Source organism: Caldicoprobacter algeriensis (assembly GCF_023838525.1).
In the GTDB taxonomy this organism is placed as follows: Bacteria; Bacillota; Clostridia; order Caldicoprobacterales; family Caldicoprobacteraceae; genus Caldicoprobacter; species Caldicoprobacter algeriensis.
Window position 1 is genome coordinate 13264 of record NZ_JAHUQD010000008.1, and the last position, 22806, is coordinate 36069.

At 46.3% G+C, this 22806-nt stretch carries 25 protein-coding genes; 4 read left to right on the plus strand and 21 right to left on the minus strand.

Annotated features, from left to right (window positions below):
• The first annotated feature begins 157 nt into the window (after positions 1-157).
• A complete protein-coding gene (locus KVG29_RS06285; protein ID WP_252227390.1) occupies positions 158-3067 on the plus strand; it encodes a transglycosylase domain-containing protein in 2910 nt (969 codons plus the stop codon).
• A gap of 14 nt (positions 3068-3081) precedes the next feature.
• On the opposite strand, the gene spoVAE is transcribed toward KVG29_RS06285, so the two are convergent.
• The 14 genes from spoVAE to ftsH all read right to left on the minus strand — a co-directional run bounded on the left by spoVAE (position 3082) and on the right by ftsH (position 11534).
• Positions 3082-3438 (minus strand): stage V sporulation protein AE, encoded by a 357-nt coding sequence (spoVAE, locus tag KVG29_RS06290; protein ID WP_252227391.1) that lies wholly within the window; start codon positions 3436-3438, stop codon positions 3082-3084.
• A 3-nt stretch (positions 3439-3441) separates the two neighbouring features.
• Positions 3442-4458, minus strand: a complete 1017-nt coding sequence (gene spoVAD, locus KVG29_RS06295) for a stage V sporulation protein AD (RefSeq protein ID WP_252227392.1) — start codon at positions 4456-4458, stop codon at positions 3442-3444.
• 9 nt (positions 4459-4467) lie between these two features.
• Positions 4468-4920: a stage V sporulation protein AC gene (spoVAC, locus tag KVG29_RS06300; RefSeq protein ID WP_252227393.1), complete on the minus strand. Its 453-nt coding sequence runs from the start codon at positions 4918-4920 to the stop codon at positions 4468-4470.
• Between the two features lie 47 nt (positions 4921-4967).
• On the minus strand, positions 4968-5114 hold the full coding sequence (locus tag KVG29_RS06305; protein ID WP_252227394.1) for a hypothetical protein: 147 nt from the start codon (positions 5112-5114) through the stop codon (positions 4968-4970).
• Between the two features lie 58 nt (positions 5115-5172).
• Positions 5173-5598 (minus strand): stage V sporulation protein AB, encoded by a 426-nt coding sequence (locus KVG29_RS06310; protein ID WP_252227395.1) that lies wholly within the window; start codon positions 5596-5598, stop codon positions 5173-5175.
• Positions 5595-6215 (minus strand): stage V sporulation protein AA, encoded by a 621-nt coding sequence (locus tag KVG29_RS06315; RefSeq protein WP_252227396.1) that lies wholly within the window; start codon positions 6213-6215, stop codon positions 5595-5597. Before KVG29_RS06315 ends, KVG29_RS06310 begins: the two co-directional genes overlap by 4 nt.
• 28 nt (positions 6216-6243) lie before the next feature.
• Positions 6244-6411 carry a hypothetical protein gene (locus tag KVG29_RS06320; RefSeq protein WP_252227397.1) on the minus strand — a complete coding sequence of 56 codons (168 nt, stop codon included), beginning with the start codon at positions 6409-6411 and terminating at the stop codon, positions 6244-6246.
• 106 nt (positions 6412-6517) lie between these two features.
• A complete protein-coding gene (sigF, locus tag KVG29_RS06325; protein WP_252227398.1) occupies positions 6518-7282 on the minus strand; it encodes an RNA polymerase sporulation sigma factor SigF in 765 nt (254 codons plus the stop codon).
• The gene (spoIIAB, locus tag KVG29_RS06330) at positions 7282-7731 is read right to left on the minus strand and encodes an anti-sigma F factor (protein WP_420840533.1); all 450 of its coding nucleotides are present in this window, start codon (positions 7729-7731) and stop codon (positions 7282-7284) included. The genes sigF and spoIIAB overlap by 1 nt, the downstream gene beginning before the upstream one ends.
• Positions 7731-8081, minus strand: a complete 351-nt coding sequence (gene spoIIAA / locus KVG29_RS06335) for an anti-sigma F factor antagonist (protein WP_252227399.1) — start codon at positions 8079-8081, stop codon at positions 7731-7733. Before spoIIAA ends, spoIIAB begins: the two co-directional genes overlap by 1 nt.
• Positions 8082-8229: 148 nt before the next feature.
• Positions 8230-8454 (minus strand): hypothetical protein, encoded by a 225-nt coding sequence (locus tag KVG29_RS06340; RefSeq protein ID WP_252227400.1) that lies wholly within the window; start codon positions 8452-8454, stop codon positions 8230-8232.
• An 83-nt stretch (positions 8455-8537) separates the two neighbouring features.
• Positions 8538-9083 (minus strand): 50S ribosomal protein L25, encoded by a 546-nt coding sequence (locus KVG29_RS06345; protein WP_252227401.1) that lies wholly within the window; start codon positions 9081-9083, stop codon positions 8538-8540.
• 136 nt (positions 9084-9219) lie between these two features.
• Positions 9220-9651 carry a hypothetical protein gene (locus KVG29_RS06350; protein WP_252227402.1) on the minus strand — a complete coding sequence of 144 codons (432 nt, stop codon included), beginning with the start codon at positions 9649-9651 and terminating at the stop codon, positions 9220-9222.
• 80 nt (positions 9652-9731) lie between these two features.
• Positions 9732-11534: an ATP-dependent zinc metalloprotease FtsH gene (gene ftsH / locus KVG29_RS06355; protein ID WP_252227403.1), complete on the minus strand. Its 1803-nt coding sequence runs from the start codon at positions 11532-11534 to the stop codon at positions 9732-9734.
• 314 nt (positions 11535-11848) lie between these two features.
• On the opposite strand from ftsH, the gene speD reads away from it, so the two are divergent.
• Complete coding sequence (gene speD / locus KVG29_RS06360; RefSeq protein WP_252227404.1) at positions 11849-12226, plus strand: adenosylmethionine decarboxylase; 378 nt, start codon at positions 11849-11851, stop codon at positions 12224-12226.
• Between the two features lie 99 nt (positions 12227-12325).
• Positions 12326-14842 (plus strand): transglycosylase domain-containing protein, encoded by a 2517-nt coding sequence (locus KVG29_RS06365; protein WP_252227405.1) that lies wholly within the window; start codon positions 12326-12328, stop codon positions 14840-14842.
• Here KVG29_RS06365 and KVG29_RS06370 read toward each other — a convergent pair.
• The 4 genes from KVG29_RS06370 to KVG29_RS06385 all read right to left on the minus strand — a co-directional run bounded on the left by KVG29_RS06370 (position 14821) and on the right by KVG29_RS06385 (position 17700).
• Entirely contained in the window at positions 14821-15534 is a 714-nt protein-coding gene (locus tag KVG29_RS06370) for a tetratricopeptide repeat protein (RefSeq protein ID WP_252227406.1), read from the minus strand. The genes KVG29_RS06365 and KVG29_RS06370 overlap by 22 nt on opposite strands.
• Positions 15535-15548: 14 nt before the next feature.
• Entirely contained in the window at positions 15549-16544 is a 996-nt protein-coding gene (locus KVG29_RS06375; protein WP_252227407.1) for a lipoate--protein ligase, read from the minus strand.
• A gap of 51 nt (positions 16545-16595) precedes the next feature.
• Positions 16596-17336: a L,D-transpeptidase family protein gene (locus KVG29_RS06380; RefSeq protein WP_252227408.1), complete on the minus strand. Its 741-nt coding sequence runs from the start codon at positions 17334-17336 to the stop codon at positions 16596-16598.
• Between the two features lie 127 nt (positions 17337-17463).
• A complete protein-coding gene (locus KVG29_RS06385) occupies positions 17464-17700 on the minus strand; it encodes a hypothetical protein (RefSeq protein WP_025746552.1) in 237 nt (78 codons plus the stop codon).
• A 297-nt stretch (positions 17701-17997) separates the two neighbouring features.
• Between KVG29_RS06385 and KVG29_RS06390 the strand changes: the two genes are divergently transcribed.
• Positions 17998-19017 (plus strand): protein-glutamate methylesterase/protein-glutamine glutaminase, encoded by a 1020-nt coding sequence (locus tag KVG29_RS06390; RefSeq protein WP_420840534.1) that lies wholly within the window; start codon positions 17998-18000, stop codon positions 19015-19017.
• Positions 19018-19020: 3 nt separating this feature from the next.
• On the opposite strand, the gene KVG29_RS06395 is transcribed toward KVG29_RS06390, so the two are convergent.
• The 3 genes from KVG29_RS06395 to KVG29_RS06405 all read right to left on the minus strand — a co-directional run bounded on the left by KVG29_RS06395 (position 19021) and on the right by KVG29_RS06405 (position 22791).
• The gene (locus KVG29_RS06395; protein ID WP_252227410.1) at positions 19021-19794 is read right to left on the minus strand and encodes a CheR family methyltransferase; all 774 of its coding nucleotides are present in this window, start codon (positions 19792-19794) and stop codon (positions 19021-19023) included.
• A 204-nt stretch (positions 19795-19998) separates the two neighbouring features.
• Complete coding sequence (locus KVG29_RS06400) at positions 19999-22182, minus strand: bifunctional 4-hydroxy-3-methylbut-2-enyl diphosphate reductase/30S ribosomal protein S1 (RefSeq protein WP_252227411.1); 2184 nt, start codon at positions 22180-22182, stop codon at positions 19999-20001.
• Positions 22183-22209: 27 nt separating this feature from the next.
• Positions 22210-22791, minus strand: a complete 582-nt coding sequence (locus KVG29_RS06405; RefSeq protein ID WP_252227412.1) for a lysophospholipid acyltransferase family protein — start codon at positions 22789-22791, stop codon at positions 22210-22212.
• Between the last annotated feature and the right edge of the window lie 15 nt (positions 22792-22806).

Below are 22806 nucleotides of genomic sequence, written 5' to 3' on the forward strand. Positions count from 1 at the left end.
TTACTCAAATCCATGCAATTTGCAATATTGAATAAATAGTTTGTAACACAGTGTTAAAAATGCGCACCCAGAATTTTAATAGGATTTTTATAAAGATTATGCTATAATATAAAAAGCCGAGTTACATTAAATATTTGCCTTGTATGGGAGGTTGACAATGAAAATAAACGATAAAGAAAACAAGGACCAAAAAAAGGGCATCCATAAAATAAAAGACTATTTTAAGAAAAAGACCAACCCGCCTAATTTTGTATTATCGGTGTTTGTTACCACCTTAAAGATGTTTTTGGTGCTATTCATACTGTTGAGCTTTGCAGGGTTTGGCGCCTTCCTGGGCATAGCAAAAGGATACCTTGATGCCACTCCAACCCTCGACTTGGAGCGCATCGAAAACCAGAGCGAAACCTCGTTTATATATGACAGATACGGTAACCTGATCACTCCATACTACGGCCTTGAAAACCGCGTATGGGCTCCACTAGACGAAATTCCTAAGATGCTGCAGGATGCCGTCATCGCCGTTGAGGACGTGCGTTTTTACTCCCATCACGGCATTGATTTCAAACGCCTGATAGGAGCCATCATAAATAACCTGCGTAACGAGTCAATACAGGGTGCCAGCACCATTACCCAGCAGCTCATAAAGAACACCCTGCTGACACCCGAACGCTCCTACAAGCGCAAGATCCAGGAGGCCTACCTGGCCATTCAGCTTGAACAGAAATACAGCAAGGAACAGATACTTGAGGCTTATCTCAATACCAGTTACTTTGGCAGCGGGAACTATGGTGTCAAGACAGCGGCGCAGGATTATTTTGGGAAGGAACTTAAGGACTTAACGTTGAGGGAGTGCGCCGTTCTAGCGGGAATATTAAGAAACCCATATTATTACGACCCCAGGAAAAATTTGTATGATCCCAATAGAAAGCCTGAGATAACCTACAACCGCACCAACTTAGTGCTGCGCCTCATGTATGAAAACGGCTTTATCACCAAGGAACAATATGAGGAAGCAAAACTTGACCCCACTAAGTCTCCCGAAGAGCAAGGCTTCAAGGTTATAGAAAAGTCCAACCGTAACTTCCTCTATCCCATGCCTTATTTTGTGGAATACGTAATACTAGACGTTCGGGACAGGCTGATGGAGCATTACGGCTGGACGGGCGACGAAGGCCGTCAGAAGGCCATGAAGCTAATCCAGGAAGGCGGGCTCAGGATATACACCACAGTTGACCCCGAGGTGCAAAAAATTGTTGAAGAAGCAGTATACAACTACAAGGATCTTCCACCGCTGGCCAACTCTAAAGATAAGGTTATAAAGGATAGCCAGGGTAACGAGATACAGCAGCCTCAGGCGGCAGCGGTGGTAATAGATCATACCACAGGCGAGATACGTGCCATTGTAGGCGGAAAGACTCCCCCTCAAGGCCGTTTCTGGACCAACCGTGTTACACAGGCACTGGCTGTGGGTTCGGCAATAAAACCCTTGTCTGTATATGGGCCGTTTATTGAAGCTGGCTATCCTGGCGGGATCATACTGGAAGATGTTCCTGTCCCCATAAAAGGGTTAGAAAACCAATGGAATGGGAGGGGTTATCCACGCAATTATGACGGCGGATTTAAAGGACTTGTGGACGTGCGTACAGCTATAAAAAATTCCATAAATGTAGCAGCCGCCAGAATAGTGCAGGAACGCGTAGGTTCTGATTATTCAGCTGAAAAGCTGCTAGAACTAGGTATAACCAGTCCTCAGTATATAAACGAAAAATTGGTGACCAACCTTGCGCTTGGACAAAATGGTATAAACATGGTTGAAATGGCAGCAGCATATGCCGCCATAGCCAATAGAGGAATATATCAAACTCCTGTATCATTTACAAAGATACTGGACAGAGACGGAAATGAGATTCTGAACAAAGACAACATTCAGGTAAAGAGAGTGGTATTCAAGGAGAGCACCGCTTTTATCCTGACAGACTGGATGGAGACTGTGGTAAACAGCGGTACCGGCAGCAGGGCCAAGTTTTCCAAGCCGATGCACATTGCAGGCAAAACAGGTACCTTGAATGATTTTAAAGGGGTATACTTTGCCGGATTTACCCCTTATTACACCGCAACCGTGTGGATAGGTCATGACCTTTGGAAACCTCTTAAAGATAATGTACAAGGTGGCCGTTATGCCGCTCCTCTATGGAGAGCGGTAATGGAACCTATCCACAAGGATCTAGAAAACAGGCCGTTTTATGATAAGCCACCGGAAGGGGTGGTACGCGTTACAGTCTGCGGGGTATCTGGTAAACTGCCCAACGGCACGCTGTGCGAGAACGATACCAGCGGGCATAAGCTGGTAACCGAGTGGTTCCCGGTAGAGGCGGTTCCAAAAGAGAAATGCGATGTACATCAGGAGGTCGAGATATGCGAATATTCGGGTAAACTCGCCTCACCGTACTGTCCAAGAGAACACGTGATTAAAAAATCGGTGGTTGTATTGCCAGAGGATTCGCCTCTCAGACAGTTGAGCGATGAAGAACTGCAAAAGTATCTGCCCGGTACGTTCAAAGATATGGCAGACTTTTCAGCACTTGACTACAATAATCCCGAAGACAGGCAATACTTCTGCCCGCTGCATACGCAGGAGTGGTACAATTCTCAGAAGTTATGGGAAGACCTGTACAGGCGAGCTCAGGAACTCATAAATTCCGTGCGATCCAGGATGTCCGATCCGAAGTATAAAGATAGATTGGACGATGAGGCACGCAATGCCCTGGAAAAGGCCATTGAAGCATTGCTCAACAGCCTTAATCAGACAATGATTGAGCCTCCGGCAGAAGGTGAACAGCCATTGACGCAACTGCCACCGTTTGATCCAAAGCCGATAGAACAGAAAATGGCTTATTTGACCGAGCTTTCAAGAGCGATTTTCGATTCAATAGACAGGCAGATTGAGCAGGAAACCGCAACTCAAAATCCGCAGCTACCTTTTCTGCAAAATTACTTTCCCGGCGACGGTACTGGCAACAGCAGGAATAAACACAGGCATAACAGCAAAAGAGGGGCACTGGATTGAAGCGCCCCTCCTTGCTACCTTTTCATCCTTGGGTTAAACAGCACAGCCGCCAGATAGCCGAATACCACTGCCGCAGTAATTCCTCCAGCAGCCGCCCTCACACCGCCCACAAAAGCGCCCATCGCTCCCATCTCTTCTACTCCTTTTATAGCACCTTTAGCAAGGGCGTAACCAAATCCAGGGAGTGGAACGGTTGCGCCTGCTCCGCCAAACTTCACAATGGGCTCGTATATGCCTATAGCCGTTAATATGACACCTGCCGTTACAAAGCAGACGAGAACCCTGGCTGGCGTTAAGCTTGTTTTATCAATAATTATCTGTGCGATGACGCAGATCAAACCACCAACTAGAAAAGCTCTCAAATACTCCATAGTTCATCCCCTATCCATATCGATGGTTACAGCATGTGCAATGCCTGGTATGGACTCGCCCTGCTGGCAACTGGTGGTACTGAGAAGAGCACCTGTTGACAAGAGCAAAATCCGCTTGTATACGCCTTCCTCCATCTTTCTTAGAATATAAGCACCAAAAACCACTGCAGAGCATCCACACCCACTGCCACCTGCATGCACATCCTGATCTTTGCTGTATATCTCGCATCCACAATCGATTAATCGATCGCTTATGTCATAGCCTTCTTTCTTCAAAAGGTCAATGGTCAGCTCCCTTCCAAACCTGCCCAAGTCCCCCGTCACAATTAGGTCATACGCATCGGGCCCCTGCTGGGTATCTTCGAAGTGCGCTTTTATAGTAGCCGCCGCTGCTGGAGCCATCGCGGCCCCCATGTTATTGGTGTCGGTTATGCCATAATCTATAACCTTGCCAGTGGTTATATGGGTAATATAAGGGGGTTTCATATGGTTGGACAGCAAAAAGGCACCTGCTCCTGTTACAGTCCACTGTGCGGTGGGGGGACGTTGAGTTCCCATCTCCAGCGGAAACCGGTACTGCCTCTCAGCAGTGCAGAAATGGCTGGAAGTAACACACAGCACAAGATCAGCGTATCCTGCACTAATAACCATAGCACCCAAAGACATGGATTCCGTCAAGGTCGAACAAGCTCCATACAGTCCGAAGAAGGGTATCCCCAGACTCCTGGCCGCCAAGTTTGCGGTTATAATTTGATTGAGCAGGTCGCCACCAAATAAATAGTTTATGTCCTGTGGCTGCTTTCCAGCCCTGGTAATTGCCATTTTGGCCGCTTCCTGATACATGCGACATTCTGCCTTTTCCCATGTCTTTTCGCCCCATAGACTGTCTTCCAGAACCACATCGAAATATTCTCCCAGCGGTCCCTGCCCCTCTTTTTTCCCTACTATTGTAGCCCTGGAAAGGATACAAGGAGGATTCTCAAGCTTTATGGTTTGACCGCCCAATCGATGCTTTGCCATATAATTCCCTCACTTTACAAAGAAGTATATTAATCCAACCAGTACTGATGCGGTAATACCGTACACCAAAACAGGGCCGGCTATGGAAAACAGCTTGGATCCAACTCCAAACACGTATCCTTCCTTTTTGAATTCCATAGCAGGCGATACTATGGAGTTGGCAAATCCGGTAATGGGCACTACCGACCCAGCACCACCATACTTTCCTATATCGTCGTAAACTCCCAGTCCCGTCAGCAGCGCACCTATAAAAATCATCACTATTGCGGTAAAAGCCGAAGCCTCTTCGGTATTCAAATTGAAATAGCTTTTCCCAAAATTGTTTACAGCCTGGCCTATTGTACATATGAGTCCCCCTACCAAAAATGCCAATATACAGTCCCTCAAAAGGTTTGACTTGGGCATCTTTCGTTGAACATATATCTGGTACTCCTTGTTTAGTTTTTGCTGTTTGACATCCACCTTCTCAAAACCCCTTTCAACCTGTTTTTTTAAGCCGCTAATTTAATTTATTCCACCGTCATCATTGAATTATTCTTTTTGTTTTTCGAGTCCCTACTATATGACAGCTTCTTTATCAGGTCATGCCTTTCCTCTTTTTCTTCAATGTTTTTCATTTCTGGTCCCATTTTCTTTATCTGATGATAATATTTCATCGCTTTCACACCCTCAAACTTTATACACCTAAGCCGTATTTATCCATTATAATCCTTTTTAGTAAAATCCTGGTGCTAACCAGTAAATGAGCGAACCCGCTATTTTACCTATTATTATGGCAAAAACCAGAATATATATAAATTTTATTATTTCGGCATAGCTTGCAACTATATATAGAACGTCTAGTACTTCTGCCAGCGCCGAAGCCAGCATCCCAACAAATATGCCCATAAATATGGCTATAACAGAGAGCGCAAATTTCCCTATAGAAAATCTCAGGTCCATCACATATACCAGCGAAGACAAAAACGTCCCCGCCAAAATTGACAGTTTAACGAGAAACATATACTTCTTTTTACCGCTTAGAGAGACAAGCCTGGGTGCAATACCCAGGGCTATAAAAAGCGTTGATAACCCTCCGCCCACCACCAATCCACCGGCCAAACCAATAAGCACCTCAAGCAACATTGATTCCCACTTCAATCTCCCTCGTTCTCCTCCTCGTCCTTTCTATAGGAAGAGATCTCCTTTTCGTAAGTATATACTTCCAACTCCAGAGGCCCCGGTTTTTTCTTCTTTTTGCCAATAGAAAAAACGTCAAAGAACACAGCTATGCCTATACCTATACCTATGGAATACGGGATACTTATAAGAAGCGGCCGCGCGCTCTTTTCTCCGGTAATGATATAATGCAGGGCGCTGTGCACCTGATGCATGTTAACATCGGCATGAAAATACATTATGGCCAGCCCTGAGCCAATCATCAGCAGTAAAGCCGTCGCCACCAGCCTGAGCCACTCAATTAAGGCATTTGAAGGCTTCTGCTCCTTGTATTCTATAAGTGCTTTTCCATCACCAATCACATGTATGTCAGAGATTCCCGTGCTTTCATTGATAAGCCTTATGACCTCAATAGCAGTTACAATATGATTTCTGTCGTGGTGGGCCGGCAATATCACGATATCTCTTATGGCCTCTTCCACGTGTTGAGAGCAAAAGATGTCTATTGCATCTGTAAGATATACAGGTTTTCCGCTCTTCTTTACGATATTCGGTTTAAATTGAAAAAAAACAAAATTACTTTGATTTATCTGCCCCATAATTCGGTTCTTCCTTTATTCTTTAACCTCAAACGGTGGTTCTATCCTCTACCTCCTCATAGACGAATCGAGCCCCTGAATAAGTTTTATCCTGCTTTATGCCTTTGTAGAACACTAACCATATAGAAACCGCAACTGCTGCCAAAAGCAAAATAGAGACCATAGCAACGGCCATGCCTTTAACCCTGGCTCTCATTCGCCATCCCTCCTAACAATTATCTTAAATTCCACTTTACCTTTATTATGCGCTCAACCTGCCTTTTTATCCAAAAAAAAATAAACGTCCGGCCAACCGGACATCTTCATAGCATCTTCCTCATTTTCAAAAGGACCTTTTTTTCAATCCTTGAAACCTGTACCTGGGATATGCCCAATTCGTTTGCAATGTCGCTCTGGGTTCTATCCTGAAAATACCGCATTATGATAATCGCCCTTTCCCTTCTATCCAACTTTGCGAGCATTTCCTTCAACATAATACGGTCTATAAGCTTTCCCATTTGACTGGTATCCTGATGGATTTTATCGATCAGCAATATAGGATTGTCATCATCTTCATATATGATATCGTATATGGATGAAGGGATACGGTTTGCTTCCATTGCATGGACTATTTCTTCTGGCGAAACACCCATTTCGCTCGCAATCTCATTGATGGTGGGTTCTCGGCACAGCCTATTCTTAAGCTGCTCCTTGACCGTCTGAGCCTTGCTTGCCAGCTCTTTCAATGACCTGCTCACCTTTATGGGGCCATCATCCCTCAGGAAGCGTTTAATCTCACCCATTATCATGGGAACGGCATAAGTGGAAAATTGCACATTGAACTTGGGGTCATAGTTATTTATGGCCTTGATAAGCCCAATGACCCCTATCTGAAACAGGTCCTCGTATTCATAGCCCCTGTTCAAAAAACGCTTTACGATGCTCTTTACAAGAGCGATATTTCTCTTCACAAGCTCCTCTTTTGCCTGTTCATCCCCATCCTGAGCCCTGACTATCAGATTCAGTATTTCATTTTGCGAAACCGTTTCCTTCCCTTTTTCCCGGTCAAAGGCTTCAAACGTATCCATCATTCTCTCCCCAGCTCTCCACCAGTACTCTTTAGGTATTTTACCAGTTTAACCCGTGTACCCTGGCCCGGAGCGGAAATCACCTCTACTTCATCCATAAAAGTTTCCATGACGGTAAACCCCATCCCAGAGCGTTCCAACTCAGGCTTTGAGGTATAAAGCGGTTGCCTCGCCTTCTCTATATCCTCTATTCCCTTACCCTTGTCTATGACTTCGATCTCGATTTTTCCTTCATAGAGCTTTGCTATTACGGTTACAATACCTATTGTGTTCTCATAACCGTGAATGATAGCATTAGTCACAGCCTCCGACACGGCGGTCTTTATATCAGCAATCTCCTCTAATGTGGGATCAAGCTGAGCTGCAAAGGCAGCAACAGTAACCCTGGCAAATGATTCATTCTGTGATTTGCTTGGGAATTCCAAGCGCATCTCGTTTATGACTTCCACTATTCATCACACCCCCCTATGTCGGCCAGCGCTTCTTCAAGGCTGTTGTATTTCTTTATTATCCTGTAAAGGCCCGACACCTCCAACACCTTATTAATCTGGGGTGTGACATGAGCCACCGAAACCGTGCCGCCTCGCTGTGAAACCACTTTATACCTCCCAATAAACACCCCAATACCTGAACTATCCATGAACTTTAGCTGGCTCAAATCAAATACGATGTACTTTATACTTGGATCCTCAAGTATGCTATCCAGCCGCTCACGTACTGTATCGGCAGTATGATGGTCCAGTTCCCCTTCTACTTTGACCACAAGCGTGTGTTTGGTTTTACGGCTCGAGACCTGCAAGAAAATCCCCCCTCCAGCTTACAGGCATAAATACACTTATATATTCTTCATTTGCTTCAATTCTCCTTCAGCGAATATTGGCTATTTTTGTATTCTATATTAAAAACACACAAAAATCCCTTCGGTATTTGTCGAAGGGATTTTTGTGTTACGGAACCTCTACCTCCTGTATTTCCACCCTGATTGACTGCGTCTTGTTCATGTCCTCGATTATCTTTCTTGCATCGGTCCAGTCCTTGTACTTTCTCTTCTCTTCTTCGGTGAGTATGACCTCGTCCAGCAGCTGCCTGCCAGTCATGGGCTTATCGCTTACATAGGTTTGCATTATAGGATTGTTTTCAACAACGGTTAGAATAGCGTATACGTACTTCATAGCTTCCTCCAAACCCTCTCCCTTATGTATTTTCCTTTACCAGTTTACAACAAAAAGATACAAAATTCAATAACCTCGCGAGTTTATTCAGGCGTTAGCACGATTGCAACGATCCTGTCCAGTGGGTCCAGTATAGCTATATCACCATCCACCCTCAAATCGCATACTTTTATGACGTCTCCTGGTTCCATATCGCCAACGTAAACATCGATGTGGGACGGCAGCAAATGCGCATAGCCTTCCACATTGACGGTTTCGGCCTGTCGCTGCAAAACCCTTCCCTTGCTTTCCAGCTCATCGGCTCCCACAAGCCTTATGGGTATGTTCATGCCCACTTTTTCGTTATGCGCTAAATCCTGCAGATCTATGTGAATGACCTCCCGGGTGACCGGATCCCGTTGAACCTCTTTCAATATTACGGTTCTTACATCCTCTTCCATGGCTATCTCAAAAAGAGCAGACTCGCCAAGCTGACGCATCAAAGAGTTTAATTCTCTCCTGCTGGCTACAAGCTGACGTGGCGCTTGATTGCCGCCATAATAAATAGCAGGTACAAAACCCTGCCGCCTCAATTGCCTGGCGCTTTTGTCCTGTCCCCTGGGCAATACCTTCAATACTCTGTTGTTCACCCAATCACCCTTTCTCCTCATAAAATGGCGCTTTTTCCATATTATATCCATTTAAGCTTTATTTAAACGTTGGCATATAAAATAAAAAGCAGCAGGAATTCCTGCCGCTTCAAGCTTTGAAATTCAATAATAACCGTTACCACCTACGTGGAAAAAATCTCCTTCGCCTGCGGAAGAGTTCAGACAGGAGTATGATGGCAATCAAATCCCTCAATATGGGAGTCCGTCGACGTTCAAACTGGAGGTTTTCGGCATCCAGCTTCTCCTGCATTTTGGCCCCTGCATACTCCTCCAGTTCCGGCATCTCTTTTACGCATAGGTCATAACACCTGTTTATCATGTCCTCTATCTGAGCTTGGCTGGGATAGAGAACGTAAGGGTCATCCATCTCGTCACATATCCTGCACACATAAGGATATATTTTGTAGTATATCTCAGGATACATAACGGGATACACCATGTCGTCATAAACTTCGGGCTCCATCCAGGGAACCATATACCCGTACCTGTGGTGGTATTCCACTGGGTACATGCATTCAGGTATCCACAAATGATCGTTGTAGTTCAAGGTACCGCCTCCCCCATATTTATCAAATTATACCTTTTCGCTATACAATATATGAGGGAGGCTCTCAAATGGTTCTAATTTTATGCCGTCTCTCGCCCTTTGTCGCGCTCCATTATGATCTGATCAAGCGCGTCTTCGTCGAGGGTTTCCTTCTCCAGCAGGGCTGTTGCTATGGCCTCAAGTGTATCCCTATGCATAATGAGCAGACCTTTTACTTCTTCATAGAAAATGTTCATGGTCTCACTGCACTGTGTAAGCACCTCGTCTGAGACCTGCCGTATGCCGTTGCTGTAGAGAACGTCATAGTTGAGAAGCCCTGTACTTTTGCCCATACCGAAGCGCCTTATCATGTCGAGCAGCACCTCTGTAGCCCTTTCCAGGTCATTGGAAGCACCGGTGGTGACGTTGTCCTGGCCAAATACTATCTCTTCGGCCGCTCGGCCAGCCAGGGCTATTTTAATGGTGTTTTCCATATCCCTCTTCCTGTAATACATCCTGTCGGGAGGGATGTTCATGCTGAACCCGCCCATCCCTTTGGTACTGGGTATTATGGTAACCCTTGAAACGCTGTGTTCTGGTGCTATCAACTTGGTCACCAGCGCATGCCCCGCTTCATGGAATGCGGTAATCTCACGGTCAAACCTGTCTATAGTGCTCCTGTCCTTTTTCTCCAGGCCGGCCATGACAATATAAAATGCCTTGTCTATATCCGACTGTTCGATGTACCCGCTGTCCCTCTTTGCCGCCAGTATAGCCGCCTCATTCATCAGGCTCTCCAGCTTGGCTCCGCTGAAGTATACCGTCTGCTGCGCCACCTTGTAAAGGTCGACGTCGCTTGAAAGGGGCTTGCCTCTGCTGTGAAGCTTCAGGATCTCATACCGTCCTTTTACATCGGGTAGCCCAACCTCAATATGCCTGTCAAATCTCCCCGGCCGAAGCAATGCTGGATCCAATACATCCAGGCGATTGGTGGCACCTATGACCACAATACCTTCGTTATCCTTAAAGCCCGACATTTCGGCCAAAAGAGCGTTTAAAGTCTGATCGCGTTCATCATTGCCCCCTCCATCGATACCCCTATCCCTCTTTTTGCCCAGGGCATCAATCTCATCTATAAATATCACACACTTGCCGCTCTCCCTCGCTTTCTTAAACAGGTCACGGATCCTTCCCGCCCCTACGCCTACGTACACCTGCACAAAATCGGAACCTGATACGGCATAGAAGGGTACCCCGGCTTCCCCGGCTACGGCCTTCGCAAGCAAGGTTTTACCCGTTCCAGGCGGACCGTAGAGTATAATACCCCTCGGTAACCTTGCCCCGTACCGCGCATACTTCTCAGGATTTCTTATAAAATCTATCACATCCTTCATGCTCTCTCTGGCTTCATCGATTCCAGCCACGTCATCAAAAGTAACCTTTTTGTCGTCCTCGGGGTATACCGAGATCGATGATATCTTTCCCATACCCCCCTGCGCTTGCTTCACCGTTTTAGTCGACAGAAAATACAAAAAGCCTCCAAACACACCCATGGTGATGAGGAAACTCCCTGTATCTCTTATTTGAGATTGACGGGCCATCTCGTCCACGGCGATGCCCTTTTTGAGCAGTTCCTCCTTAAACCCTTCTTTTCGTGGATTATCGGTTATAAATTCGGTACCACCCTTGAACTCACCCCTGAGCAGGTCTCTATCATCAAGATAGACTTTGGCTACCTTTCCCTTATCCACCGCCCTTATGAATTCGTTGTACGAAATTCGCTGGGGATCTGGCTCAAAATAGAGGTATATATAATACCCGATGACTGCCAGCAACAATATGGACGCCAGTATCCACATCCTCTTTTTCGCACTGTGCACCCTTCTCACCCCCGTTCGTCTCATGTATAGAGGTTGTACACTTTGTAGGAATGCCAGACCTCTTATATATAAGAGTATATATCATTATATATATCATTGCAAGTTCAAAAAACCTATTAAATTTACTCAAAAATTTGGAGAATAGTAATTGATTTTTTTTTCGATTTATGCTAAAGTATAGTGCAGCATGCAAAGGTTTTGCTAAAGAAAGTATCCATTTATCAAAGGGTTGGGACATCTGCTGAGCCTGTCCTTTATACGGGGACTAGGACATCAGTTGTACTAACCTACCCCCGTAAGTGGATACTTAAAAATTTTATATAAAGGGGGTTTTGCTGATGGATACCTATTCGAGGCACTGCATTTTGGAACTTTGGGAATGCAATCGGGAACTATTGAACGACATCAAATTCGTTGAAAAAATGATGACTGACGCTGCGCTGCAAGCGGGTGCTGAAGTGAGGGAAGTAACGTTTCACCAGTTTGCACCTCAGGGCGTGTCAGGAGTGGTAATAGTTTCCGAGTCCCACTTGGCCATCCACACCTTCCCCGAACACGGGTATGCCAGCATCGATGTTTTTACCTGCGGCAAACGCATTGACCCTAAGAAAGCTGCCTCCATCATCGCCCAAAAACTAGAGGCTAACCGAATTTACGAGATGAACGTAGAGCGCGGACTGGGTGAAATGCATATTGTAAAAGATTTTAACAGTTAACAAGGGCTCCAACAAGGAGCCTTTTTAATTTAGTTTAATTTTCCGGTTTATAGGGAATAATCAAGATGAGATTGAGGCTGTGGCAGGAGGTTATTCCCTATGAACCAGCACGAACCGATACCTTCACGGATGAGCAGAAAGAGAAAAAAGAATCGCCGCTCACTCTATCGATCCATAGCTATAGGCCTGTTGAGCTTTGCCATAACTGGACTCATGTCAGCAGCCGTATACTTCAGCATCATAATCAGTCAACTGAAGGGCATTGACCTGAGCAAAATAGAAAACATCGAACAATCATCGTTTATATACGATATGAACGATGACTTCATTACCAGCATATATGGCTTAGAAAACAGGATAAAAGTCTCATTATCAGAAATCCCCGACCACGTTAAAAACGCATTTATCGCCGTAGAGGATATACGCTTCTATAGACATCATGGTTTTGACATAAAGCGTTTATTCGGGGCCCTGTTTCAAAACATTAAACAAGGCAGATATGCAGAAGGCGCAAGCACCATCACCCAGCAGGTGGTGCGCAACGCCTTTCTCACGCAAAAAAAGACCATCCACAGAAAGCTCCAAGAGATATACCTGGCCTACAGGCTGGAAAGGCTGTATTCCAAAGATCAGATACTCCAGATGTATCTTAACCTGATATATTTCGGCAAAGGAACCTATGGAATAGAAGCGGCTTCAAGGCTGTATTTCGGTAAGTCGGCAAAGGACTTAACGGTGGCTGAAGCGGCCTTGCTGGCAGGCATTCCTAAAAGCCCGTCAAAATATTCTCCGTTTAACAACATGGAGGAATCGCTAAAACGGAAAGACCTGGTAATAAACCTCATGGTCAAATATGGATACCTTTCCCCTAAAGAAGGCGAAAAAGCCAAGGCAGAAAAGCTGGTGTTTGCCAAACCATCGCCCCGAAGCTATCCCCATCGCTTTTTTATGGATATGGTTCTGGAGGAGGCCGCTGATATTCTCGGGATATCTGAAGAAGCCTTGCTGACGCAGGGATACAGGATATACACAACTCTTGACAGAGAGCTACAGAAATATGTGGAAGAAGTGTATTCCGATGACCAACTGTTCCCCCGATGCCCTGCAAGCGGTATCCCCTGTGAAAGCGCTCTGGTGATACTTGACGTACCATCAGGGGAGATTCGTACCATCATCGGCGGCAGAGAATATCTCAATGGAAGCATCATACAAAAAGGGTTAAACAGAGCAATTCAAATGCCAAAACAGCCCGGCTCAACCATAAAGCCCTTGCTGGTATATGGCCCTGCCATTGAATATTTTGGCTACACTCCTGCTACCTTTGTCTTGGATGCCGAAACGCAGTTTGGCGATTACAAACCCTCAAATTTCGGTGGCAGATACCGCGGGTGGGTAACAGTCAGAGAGGCCTTGGCCGATTCAATAAATGTTCCTGCCGTACGCATACTCAAAGATATAGGTATTCAAAACGGGATTTCTTTTGCCGAGAAATTTGGAATACCCTTTGCAGAACAGGACAGATACAGCCTTCCCATTGCCCTGGGCGGATTTTATAAAGGCGTAACGCCTATACAGCTTGCGCGGGCATACGCTGCTCTGGCTGACAATGGAAGATACAAGGATTACACCACCATACGCCGTATAGAAAATTCTTACGGCATAACGGTATATCAATCAAAACCTGTAAAAAAGCAGATAATGAGCGAAGAAAGTGCCTTTATTTTAAACGATATATTGCGCTCAGCCGTCGAAAGCGGAACAGCCACCAGACTCAAAGACTTGAATATACCCCTGGCAGCCAAGACGGGCACAGTGGAACTTCCAGATACCGCACAATTTGCAGGAATAGACGGTGTAAAGGACGCCTGGATTGTGGCATATAACCCGCAGTACGTCATTACAGTCTGGATGGGATATGACAATGTGGACAAACAGCACTATCTGCCTCCAGATGCGGTAGGCGGGAAATATCCTGCCGAGGTCGCAAAAGCAATATTTAGATACATATATCAGGATAAAAAGGCACCTGACTTTAGAAGACCTGCCAATATTATAGAGGTCAAGCTGGACGCCAAGGCACTGAAAGAACAAAGAAAGGCGCTTCTGGCATCACCCCTTACGCCGCCTGCTTATGTTATAACCGAATACTTTACCCCTGAAACCGCACCCACTCAGCAATCTGACTACTGGGTGCCCCCACAGGCACCTTCCGATTTCAAAGTAACGTTAAATGATGCTGGCTTGCCGGTCATCTCATTTAAACCGCAAGATACCTTTGCTGCTTACAACATTTATAGATTAGAAAAGGATAAAAATATTCCCTTGCTCATCCACCAGGTAAAAACGGGAACCTTCGATACGGTAGAGTGGGTCGATACCTTGGTAAACCGCGGCAAAGAATACACTTACTTTATAGTCCCAATACACCCCGAATTGGAAATGGAGGGCCAACCGCTGCAGGGCACTCCCACCGCTCACCTTTCGATTAAGGTGCCATCATCTGCTGAACCTAATAGCGCGCCACAACCAGAAAGTACATCAGAAAATACCGACAGGGTCAATATGGCCCCGCAGCAGAGCAGAAAGAAAACCGTTCACTTGAGGTTGCTAGACTGAAGCGAACGATTTATCTCCTCCATCTTTTGCTGTATTGCCTCCCTGCTTATGGTGCTCAAAGGGTTTATATTGCATTCAAATGCCTTTTCAAGCTTTTCTTTGGCAGCCTGAAGGTTGCCTTCCTGTTGATAGATACACCCTAGATAATAAAGCGTAGAAACCTGGTCCTCCTTAAGCGACTCGGCTTTCTCGAAATACCTCTTGGCCTCCTTCAGCTTGCCCATCATGTAGTAGGTCTGAGCCAGGTTATCCAGTATGACGGGGTCCTCGTCATCGTACTTTACGGCTTCCAAATTGTACTTAAGCGCTTCATCCGAATTCCCTTTTTCAATGAGCAGATACCCCAAAGTTTCATATATCCTGGAAGTCCTTTGTTTCCTGTGAAGCTCCCTGAGCATCTCGATGGCGGTATCTATATCCCCCAGCTTCCAGTATGCCAGGCTCAAGTTTAGCTTTGCCATGTTTTTCACCGAGTCCTTGTAGCGGGGATCGATGAGTACGCTGCTGAATATGTCTCTGGCTTTCTGGAACTGGCCGCTTTTCAAAAGCAGAACCCCGTAAGCCAGCTTGTAGGATGGCTTGGTCATATCATGCGCCATACCCTTTTCATAAAAGCGCATGGCCTTATCCAGCTTGTCCCTCACATGGCAATAGTATCCCAAAAGGCCATATATGTTCCCTATCAAACCCATCAAAAATCACCTGCCTAAAAACCTTTGTTTAGTATCCATCGGACTATATCGTCCAGCATTTGCCTTCTCTGGCCTTCATTTGCATTTATATCCGACAGCGCCTGAGCCATAGCTTGAGAATTAAAGGCGCACCCTTTAAGGGCTTGAGGTATCATCTCAATAAACGCTTCGTCCATCGCGTCGGAATATACTGTGACGTTTTGTATAGTGCCCTTTTCAAGCAAAAAGCATAATTCTATGCCACCCCAGCTGAAACGGGTATCTATAGTCATATTGAACCGGGGTGTTTCGCCGTATCGCCATTCCCACGATGAATACTTGCGGTACAGCCTTTCAACCTCTTGTCTGTCAATGACTTCATCAGCATACAGGACAGGACCTCCCTCCCCGTAAAGCTGCCTGAAGCACTCCACCACCGACTCCTTGACATCTTCTACCGTAATGCCGGGATTTATATCGACCAGGTTGACCACCCTGGAGCGCACCGACTCAATGCCCTTGCTCTGAATCTTTTGCTGGGGCACCTGCAGGTACCTCACCATCTTATCGTAATCCAGAGATACCAGTATCGTCCCGTGATGCAGGGCCGAATGCTTGCGGTAACAAAAGGCGTTACCCGAAAATTTCTTGCCATCCACCACCAAATCGTTGCGCCCGCTAAACTGGGCATCTACGCCCAGCTTTCGAACAGCCGATAAAATGACCTCCAGTTGAGATGGAATATGAAACTTTTCCCTGTCCATCAGAAAAGAAAAGTTCAGGTTACCCAAATCGTGAAACACCGCTCCTCCCCCAGAGATGCGCCTGGCCAATTTACCCCCTTCTTTTTCCAGCAGGTCGACCCTGCATTCTTTCCAGGGATTTTGGTTTTTGCCAATCACTACGGTGTTTTGGTTCTGCCATAGATACAGCACGCACTCATCTGGCTGTACCCTTTCAAGCAGGTGCTCCTCTATTGCCAGATTCCACCACGGATCAACGGTTTCGGTTATAATCACCTTGGTTAACATGTCTTTTGTACCTCCGTCACGTCTTCTAACCTCAAATTCATCCAATTCCTCTTACTCAAATGGGATAATCCCCAGCGCCTTGTAGGTAGCCCAGTCCACATAGTGGTTTACAGGCAATCCACGCTCCTTTTTAAACTTTAAAAGGGCGTACTTCATTCCTTCTCCGTATATGCCGTCCAAACTTCCTTGATAGTAACCCAAAAGCTTCAGCCTTTTCTGCACCTCCAGCACATGGGAGTTTCGTGCCCCTGGCTCCAGCCTTACAAGCTGGCTGCCAAGGTTGCCAAAGGGTCCACCGTACACCACCACCTTAGTGCGGTAGGGCACCAGGTCATACAGCTCCTCAACGTCCCTGTTCTTCATGCGGAAGCATCCTGCAGATGCTCTGCGCCCTATAGACTCCGGCCTGTTGGTCCCGTGAATGCCATAGGTACCCCAGGGCACGTTTAAACCCATCCACCGCGTACCAAACCCTGAACCCCAATTCCTGGCCTTGCTAACAATCTCCCATACCCCAATGGGAGATGGCGTAGAAGGCTTCCCCTGGGCTATGGGATACTTCTTGACCAGCTTGTTCCCTTTAAATAAGTACAGCATAGATTCGGTCAGGTCAATGAAAATGTTATACTCTCCTTCATCTTGTTCGGCGGTATTACCAGCCTGGCCGGCCACCGGCACCCCAGGCTCAGGGCCAAGCTTGAAGCTGTACTCTCCCATGGCCACATATAAAAGGAAGAAGATCACCACATACAAAAGCGCTATTATATCCTTACCCAGCTTATTTAATATCATCCTATCCCCTCCCGCTAAGCTTATTATATTCAACTACCCTGCAGCTTTAGACTACTTTGTATCGGGGATAGGATGGCATCTTATTTACAAAATATACAACAAGGACGTGGTATAAAATCACGCCCTTTTAGTGCAGCCTACGCCTTACAATAACGTAGAAGTCATTACCCTTGCCGCCATAGGAACGGTAATCCATTCCCAGCCTTTCCAGTTCGTTGATGATTATATCCTCCTCGTAGCTGTATGCAGATTCTAACCTTATGGTAATTTCATCATTGGGCGACATCTTCTGGAGGCTTTCCCTCAACCTTCTCAGGTCCTTTTCCTGGATTGCCAATCCCAAATTAATCATGATATTAGCCATAAAAGCCCTCCTTCATCCCATACCTTTATTTGAATACAGCACGGCTGATCTTAAAAAGGCCATTTAAACAGCGTTGCAATGTTCAAGCTTGCCACCTTGCATACAACCGGCCATGCTATATTCATCAGGCAAAACACTTTTCATCAAACAAAAAGAGCAACTGCTGTTCGTATATCATTATAACCCGAAGAAGTGGACAGGTCAATCCGAAAGGGACAGAATAGCCACTGCCATTTTGCCTCAACCATGACCTCATTTTTGGTATAATATATATGCATTAAAACAACGCAATAGGAGATGATCTTTTTGATTAAAGTATTGATTGCAGACGATTCAGCCTTTATACGGATGCGAATTCGTTCGCTCATTGAATCAGACCCCAATATAAAGGTGGTGGGTGTGGCCAGGGACGGCATCGAGGCCGTGGAAAAGGTCTATGCCCTGCGCCCCGATATAGTCACAATGGATATTATGATGCCCCGTATGTCCGGCATAGAAGCGGTGGAGAAGATCATGGCAACTTGTCCTACCCCTGTAATACTAGTAAGTTCCCTAACAAGCGAAGAAGTTGAACTTACCCTGAAGGCATTGGAAAACGGTGCTATCGACTATGTATCAAAAGAACAAATAAGCGAAGATACCCTGATAAAAAAAATATATATGGCCATTGAAAGCAACGCATACGGCGCCGCTCAAAACAGGCAGCTAAACGAGTATAAGGCTGTACATGGCGCTTGGCCACCGGAAAGCAGCTATGCCATAGTTTGCATAGGGATATCGACAGGCGGACCCAAAGCCCTGGCCGAGGTCATACCCAACATCAAGCCCGGCATCGCCGCCCCAATAGTCATAGCACAGCACATGCCGCCCATATTTACAAAAAGCCTGGCACAGCGCCTTGATTCCATCTCCGCAGTGTCTGTGATTGAAGCCCAGCACAATCAGGTATTGCAGCCAGGCCACGTTTACATATGTCCCGGTGGAATGAACATAGCCATAGAAAAAAGGGACGTGGTCTCCCTCTACCCTAAGGAGATGTTTGACTATATACACGCTCCCTCGGTGGACTTGCTCATGGAAACGGCCGGCAAGATATACGGCCCTGAGGCCCTGTGCATCATAATGACCGGCATGGGGAATGACGGTCTGGTAGGAATACAAAAGGCCAAAAAGGCCGGCAGTTACGTCATAGCACAATCAGCTTCCACCTGCACCATATTCGGAATGCCGAAAGCCATCATACAGCATGGGCTTCACGACGAAATAGTTGATTTGGAGAACATAGCATCCAGGATAAATGCTCTCTGCTCCGGCTGAATTTTACATTCTCTTGTAAAAAAAGGGCTTAAGCGGTTGGAATTTATACCTCTGAGGAATTATGATTTGTTCGGTACTGCCCACAAACAATACTCCGTCCGGGTGAAGCGCATCGTGAAGCTTCTTGTAGACCTTCACCTTGGCTTCTTCTGTAAAATATATCATGACGTTCCTGCACAGTATGAGATGACAATTGTCTGGAAAAGGGTCCTTCAACAGGTCGTGGCGTTTAAAGTCGACGCACGCTTTAATCCGAGAATCAATGGCAGAAAGGCCATTGAGAGGCTTAAAATATTTATCAACCCATTCCTGTGGCACCGCCTGTAAGCTTCTGGCATCGTATATGCCCTCCCTGGCTTTGTTTAGCGCCTCCTGATCTATATCGGTGGCCAGGATGCGTATGCGCTCCAGCGGAAGAAACTTGGTCAAGAGCATCACCAGCGAATAGGGCTCCTCGCCGGTAGAACAGGCTGCACTCCAAATCTTGATGTCGCCGTGCTTTTTCAACAAATCCGGGATTATCTCCTTTTCAAGAACGGCCCATTGACTGGGATTTCGAAAAAACTCAGAGACGTTTATGGTTATATAGCTCAAAAACCGGACTAGCTTCTCTTTATCTTCAACAAGAGCCCGGTAATATGCCTGGTACCCATCATAGCCGTTACGGCTTATCAATGAATCGATACGCCTTTTCATCTGCTTTTCCTTGTAATTGGATAAATCGATACCGGTTAGCTCCAGAATCGCCCTTTTAAAATCCTCATATGTCCAACTCATGCCCCATCCCCCTACCCCGTCTAGTTCCTTGACTAAATAGAGTTTATCACACAATTTGACAAAAAGAAAGCCGCCAAAGGCTGTTTTTCGCGGCTCAAAAATTGTAAAGGGGGGTCTCAATGTGTTTGTGAGGTTCAGTATTTAGTCTTACCACAACCGAAAATTTTATACATCCAAAACCAATAAAAGCAGCTTACGCTGCCTTTATTTAAGTTTCTTGGACTTCAATTTATCCGGAAAGAGCTCTCCCAGGCTAACCGATAAGCCCTCATCATTCTGATATGCCTGTTCCACCTGGCCTGCTTCTTTTTCCTCCTGCTCGCGAAGCGCTTCTCTTATGCTGAGGCTTATCCTTCGCTGTTCGGGTTTCACATCCAGTATTTTAACGTTTACCACTTGCCCTACCTGCAACACATCGGCCGCCTTGTTGATATGCCTGTCAGCCACCTCAGACACATGCACCAGCCCATCAACGCCCGGCTCAAGCTCCACAAAAGCCCCAAAATGGGTGAGCCTTACCACCTTGCCGGCCACAACATCCCCTACATGGTATTTTTCCCCTACGCTGTCCCAGGGCTGTGGAAGGATCTGCTTGTATCCAAGGGCGATCCTTCCCCTTTCTCGATCCACTGAAAGCACCTTTACGGTTATGGTCTGGTTCTCCTGCACAACCTCCCGCGGGTGACCTATGTGCCCCCATGACAGATCAGATACGTGTACCAGCCCGTCCATCCCACCTATATCGACAAAAGCGCCAAAATCAGTCAACTTTTTAACCGTTCCTGTAATTACCTGCCCCTCCTGTATGGAATCCCACAGCGCCCTCTTCCTGGCTTCTTCCTCCTCCTGGAGGATGACTTTCTGGGATGCCACTACCCTGTTCCTGCGCCGGTCCATTTCCAGAACCTTAAGCCGCAAGGTCGTCCCTACAAGGGAATTTAAATCCTCTGTATACCGGGTAGATAGGTGCGAAGCAGGTACAAAGACCTGAATACCGTTCACATCGGCCAGCACTCCGCCCTTTACCACCTCGGTGCAGATACCTTTAAACTCTCTGCCACTTTTGAAACCCTCTTCAAGCTCGTTCCATGCCAGCCTTTTTTCAAGGGGCTTACGTGCAAGGAGAACGTTACCCTCGCCATCATCGATCTTCACGACCTGGACATCTATAGGGTCGCCTTCGTGCCATTTGACTTCCCCCGTATAGGGGTCAATCAACGTCAATTCACTGATGGGCAGCACGCCATCTGACTTGTAGCCCAGATTTACTATGACCTCTTCGGGCGTTATTTTTAGTATCGTGCCCTGAACAACCTGACCGGGCCTCAAGGATACCACCGTCTTTTCAAAATACTCCATAGCTGGCATCTCCGGCTCTGGTTGTTCCTGCTGTACCGCATTCTCCATTGCAGGCGCCGATTTATCTGCACCGCCTTTCAGGTCATGATTTCTGCTTTCAAGGGCTTCATTTTGCATTTCCTGCTGGACAGCTTGTCCCCCCGAAACCTGGGCATTCTCCCGTTGTTCCTCGTTTAAGGTCGAACCTGTTTTTTCCTCATTCAATTGACTCACCATATCAATTACCTCCTTGATGATCCAGTCAGGAGTAGAGGCACCAGCGGTAATGCCTACCTTATCCCCTGGATCTATTGCATTAACATCAATATCCTTCGCCGTTTCAATAGCAAAGGTTTTTTTGCAATGGGCCTTACATATGGAGTAAAGCTTTCGGGTATTGGAGCTGTTCTTACCTCCGATGACCAGCATCACATCCACCATCTTAGCGATGGCTTCAGCTTCAGCCTGTCTCACAGCGGTCGTATTGCATATGGTATTGAAAACTTTAAGCTGATCAACTTTGCTGTGAAGCCGCTCTACTATTGCATCCCATTTCTGGTATGACGTTGTGGTCTGGGCTACCACGCAAGCCTTGGCCATATGAGGCAGGAACTCCACCTGTTCAGGATCATTAATCACAAATGCAGAATTGCCGCACCAGCCGTTTATACCTATTACTTCGGGATGTTCCTTCTCCCCAACTATGACAATCTGATAACCCTTGCTGTGATATTTGCTCACCAGATTGTGAACCCGCTTTACATAAGGGCATGTGGCATCAACCACATGCAACCCTTTCTCTTTCATCTGCTGATAAACGTGCGGCGGCACGCCATGGGAACGAATTATAATGGTACCTTCCTCTATATGATCCAAATCCTCTACAATGACGACTCCTTTTGCCTTTAGCTCCTCCACCACCTGCGGGTTATGAATAATAGGCCCGTAAGTGTAAACCTTACCCGGCCTGTCAAGCTGTTTATAAACCGCCTCCACAGCGCGCCTGACGCCAAAACAAAAACCTGCATTTTTTGCCACTATGACGTTCAAAACCAAAGTCTCCTCCTGATTTTAAGCTTAAGCGCTGAGCAAACTTTTAAGCGCCTGCTCCATTTCATCAGCCATCTTCTCGAGAAGCTCGGTATTGGATTTTTGGTCAAAGTAATCATCAAAATTCAATGGTTTGCCGATCTTGACCGTTATCGGCCTGAATAATCTATACTGCCCCACAATGGCAATGGGTAAAATCTTCGCCCTGGATTTATGAGCAATGGAAGCTATGCCATGTGAAAAGCTTTGTAGGAACCCGGTCTTGCTTCTCGTGCCTTCAGGAAAGATACCAAACACCTTTCCTTCATTGAGCACCTGAAGGGAGTGTTTGATAGCCGACAGGTCTGCCGAACCCCGCTTTACTGGGAAAGCCCCCAAATGCCTGATTATGGTTCGAAGCAGCGGAATTTTAAACAGTTCCACTTTGGCCATGAAGAACACCTGCCTCGGCAGCACACACCCAATCAGTATGGGGTCTAGCAGCGAGATATGGTTTGAATACACGATGGTCTTGCCTTCCATCGGAAAGTTTTCAATCCCTTCAACCCTGAGCCTGAAGAGCAAAAACATTATGGGGCGCACTATAGCCCGTGCCAATTTATAGAACAAAAGTATCACCCCGCC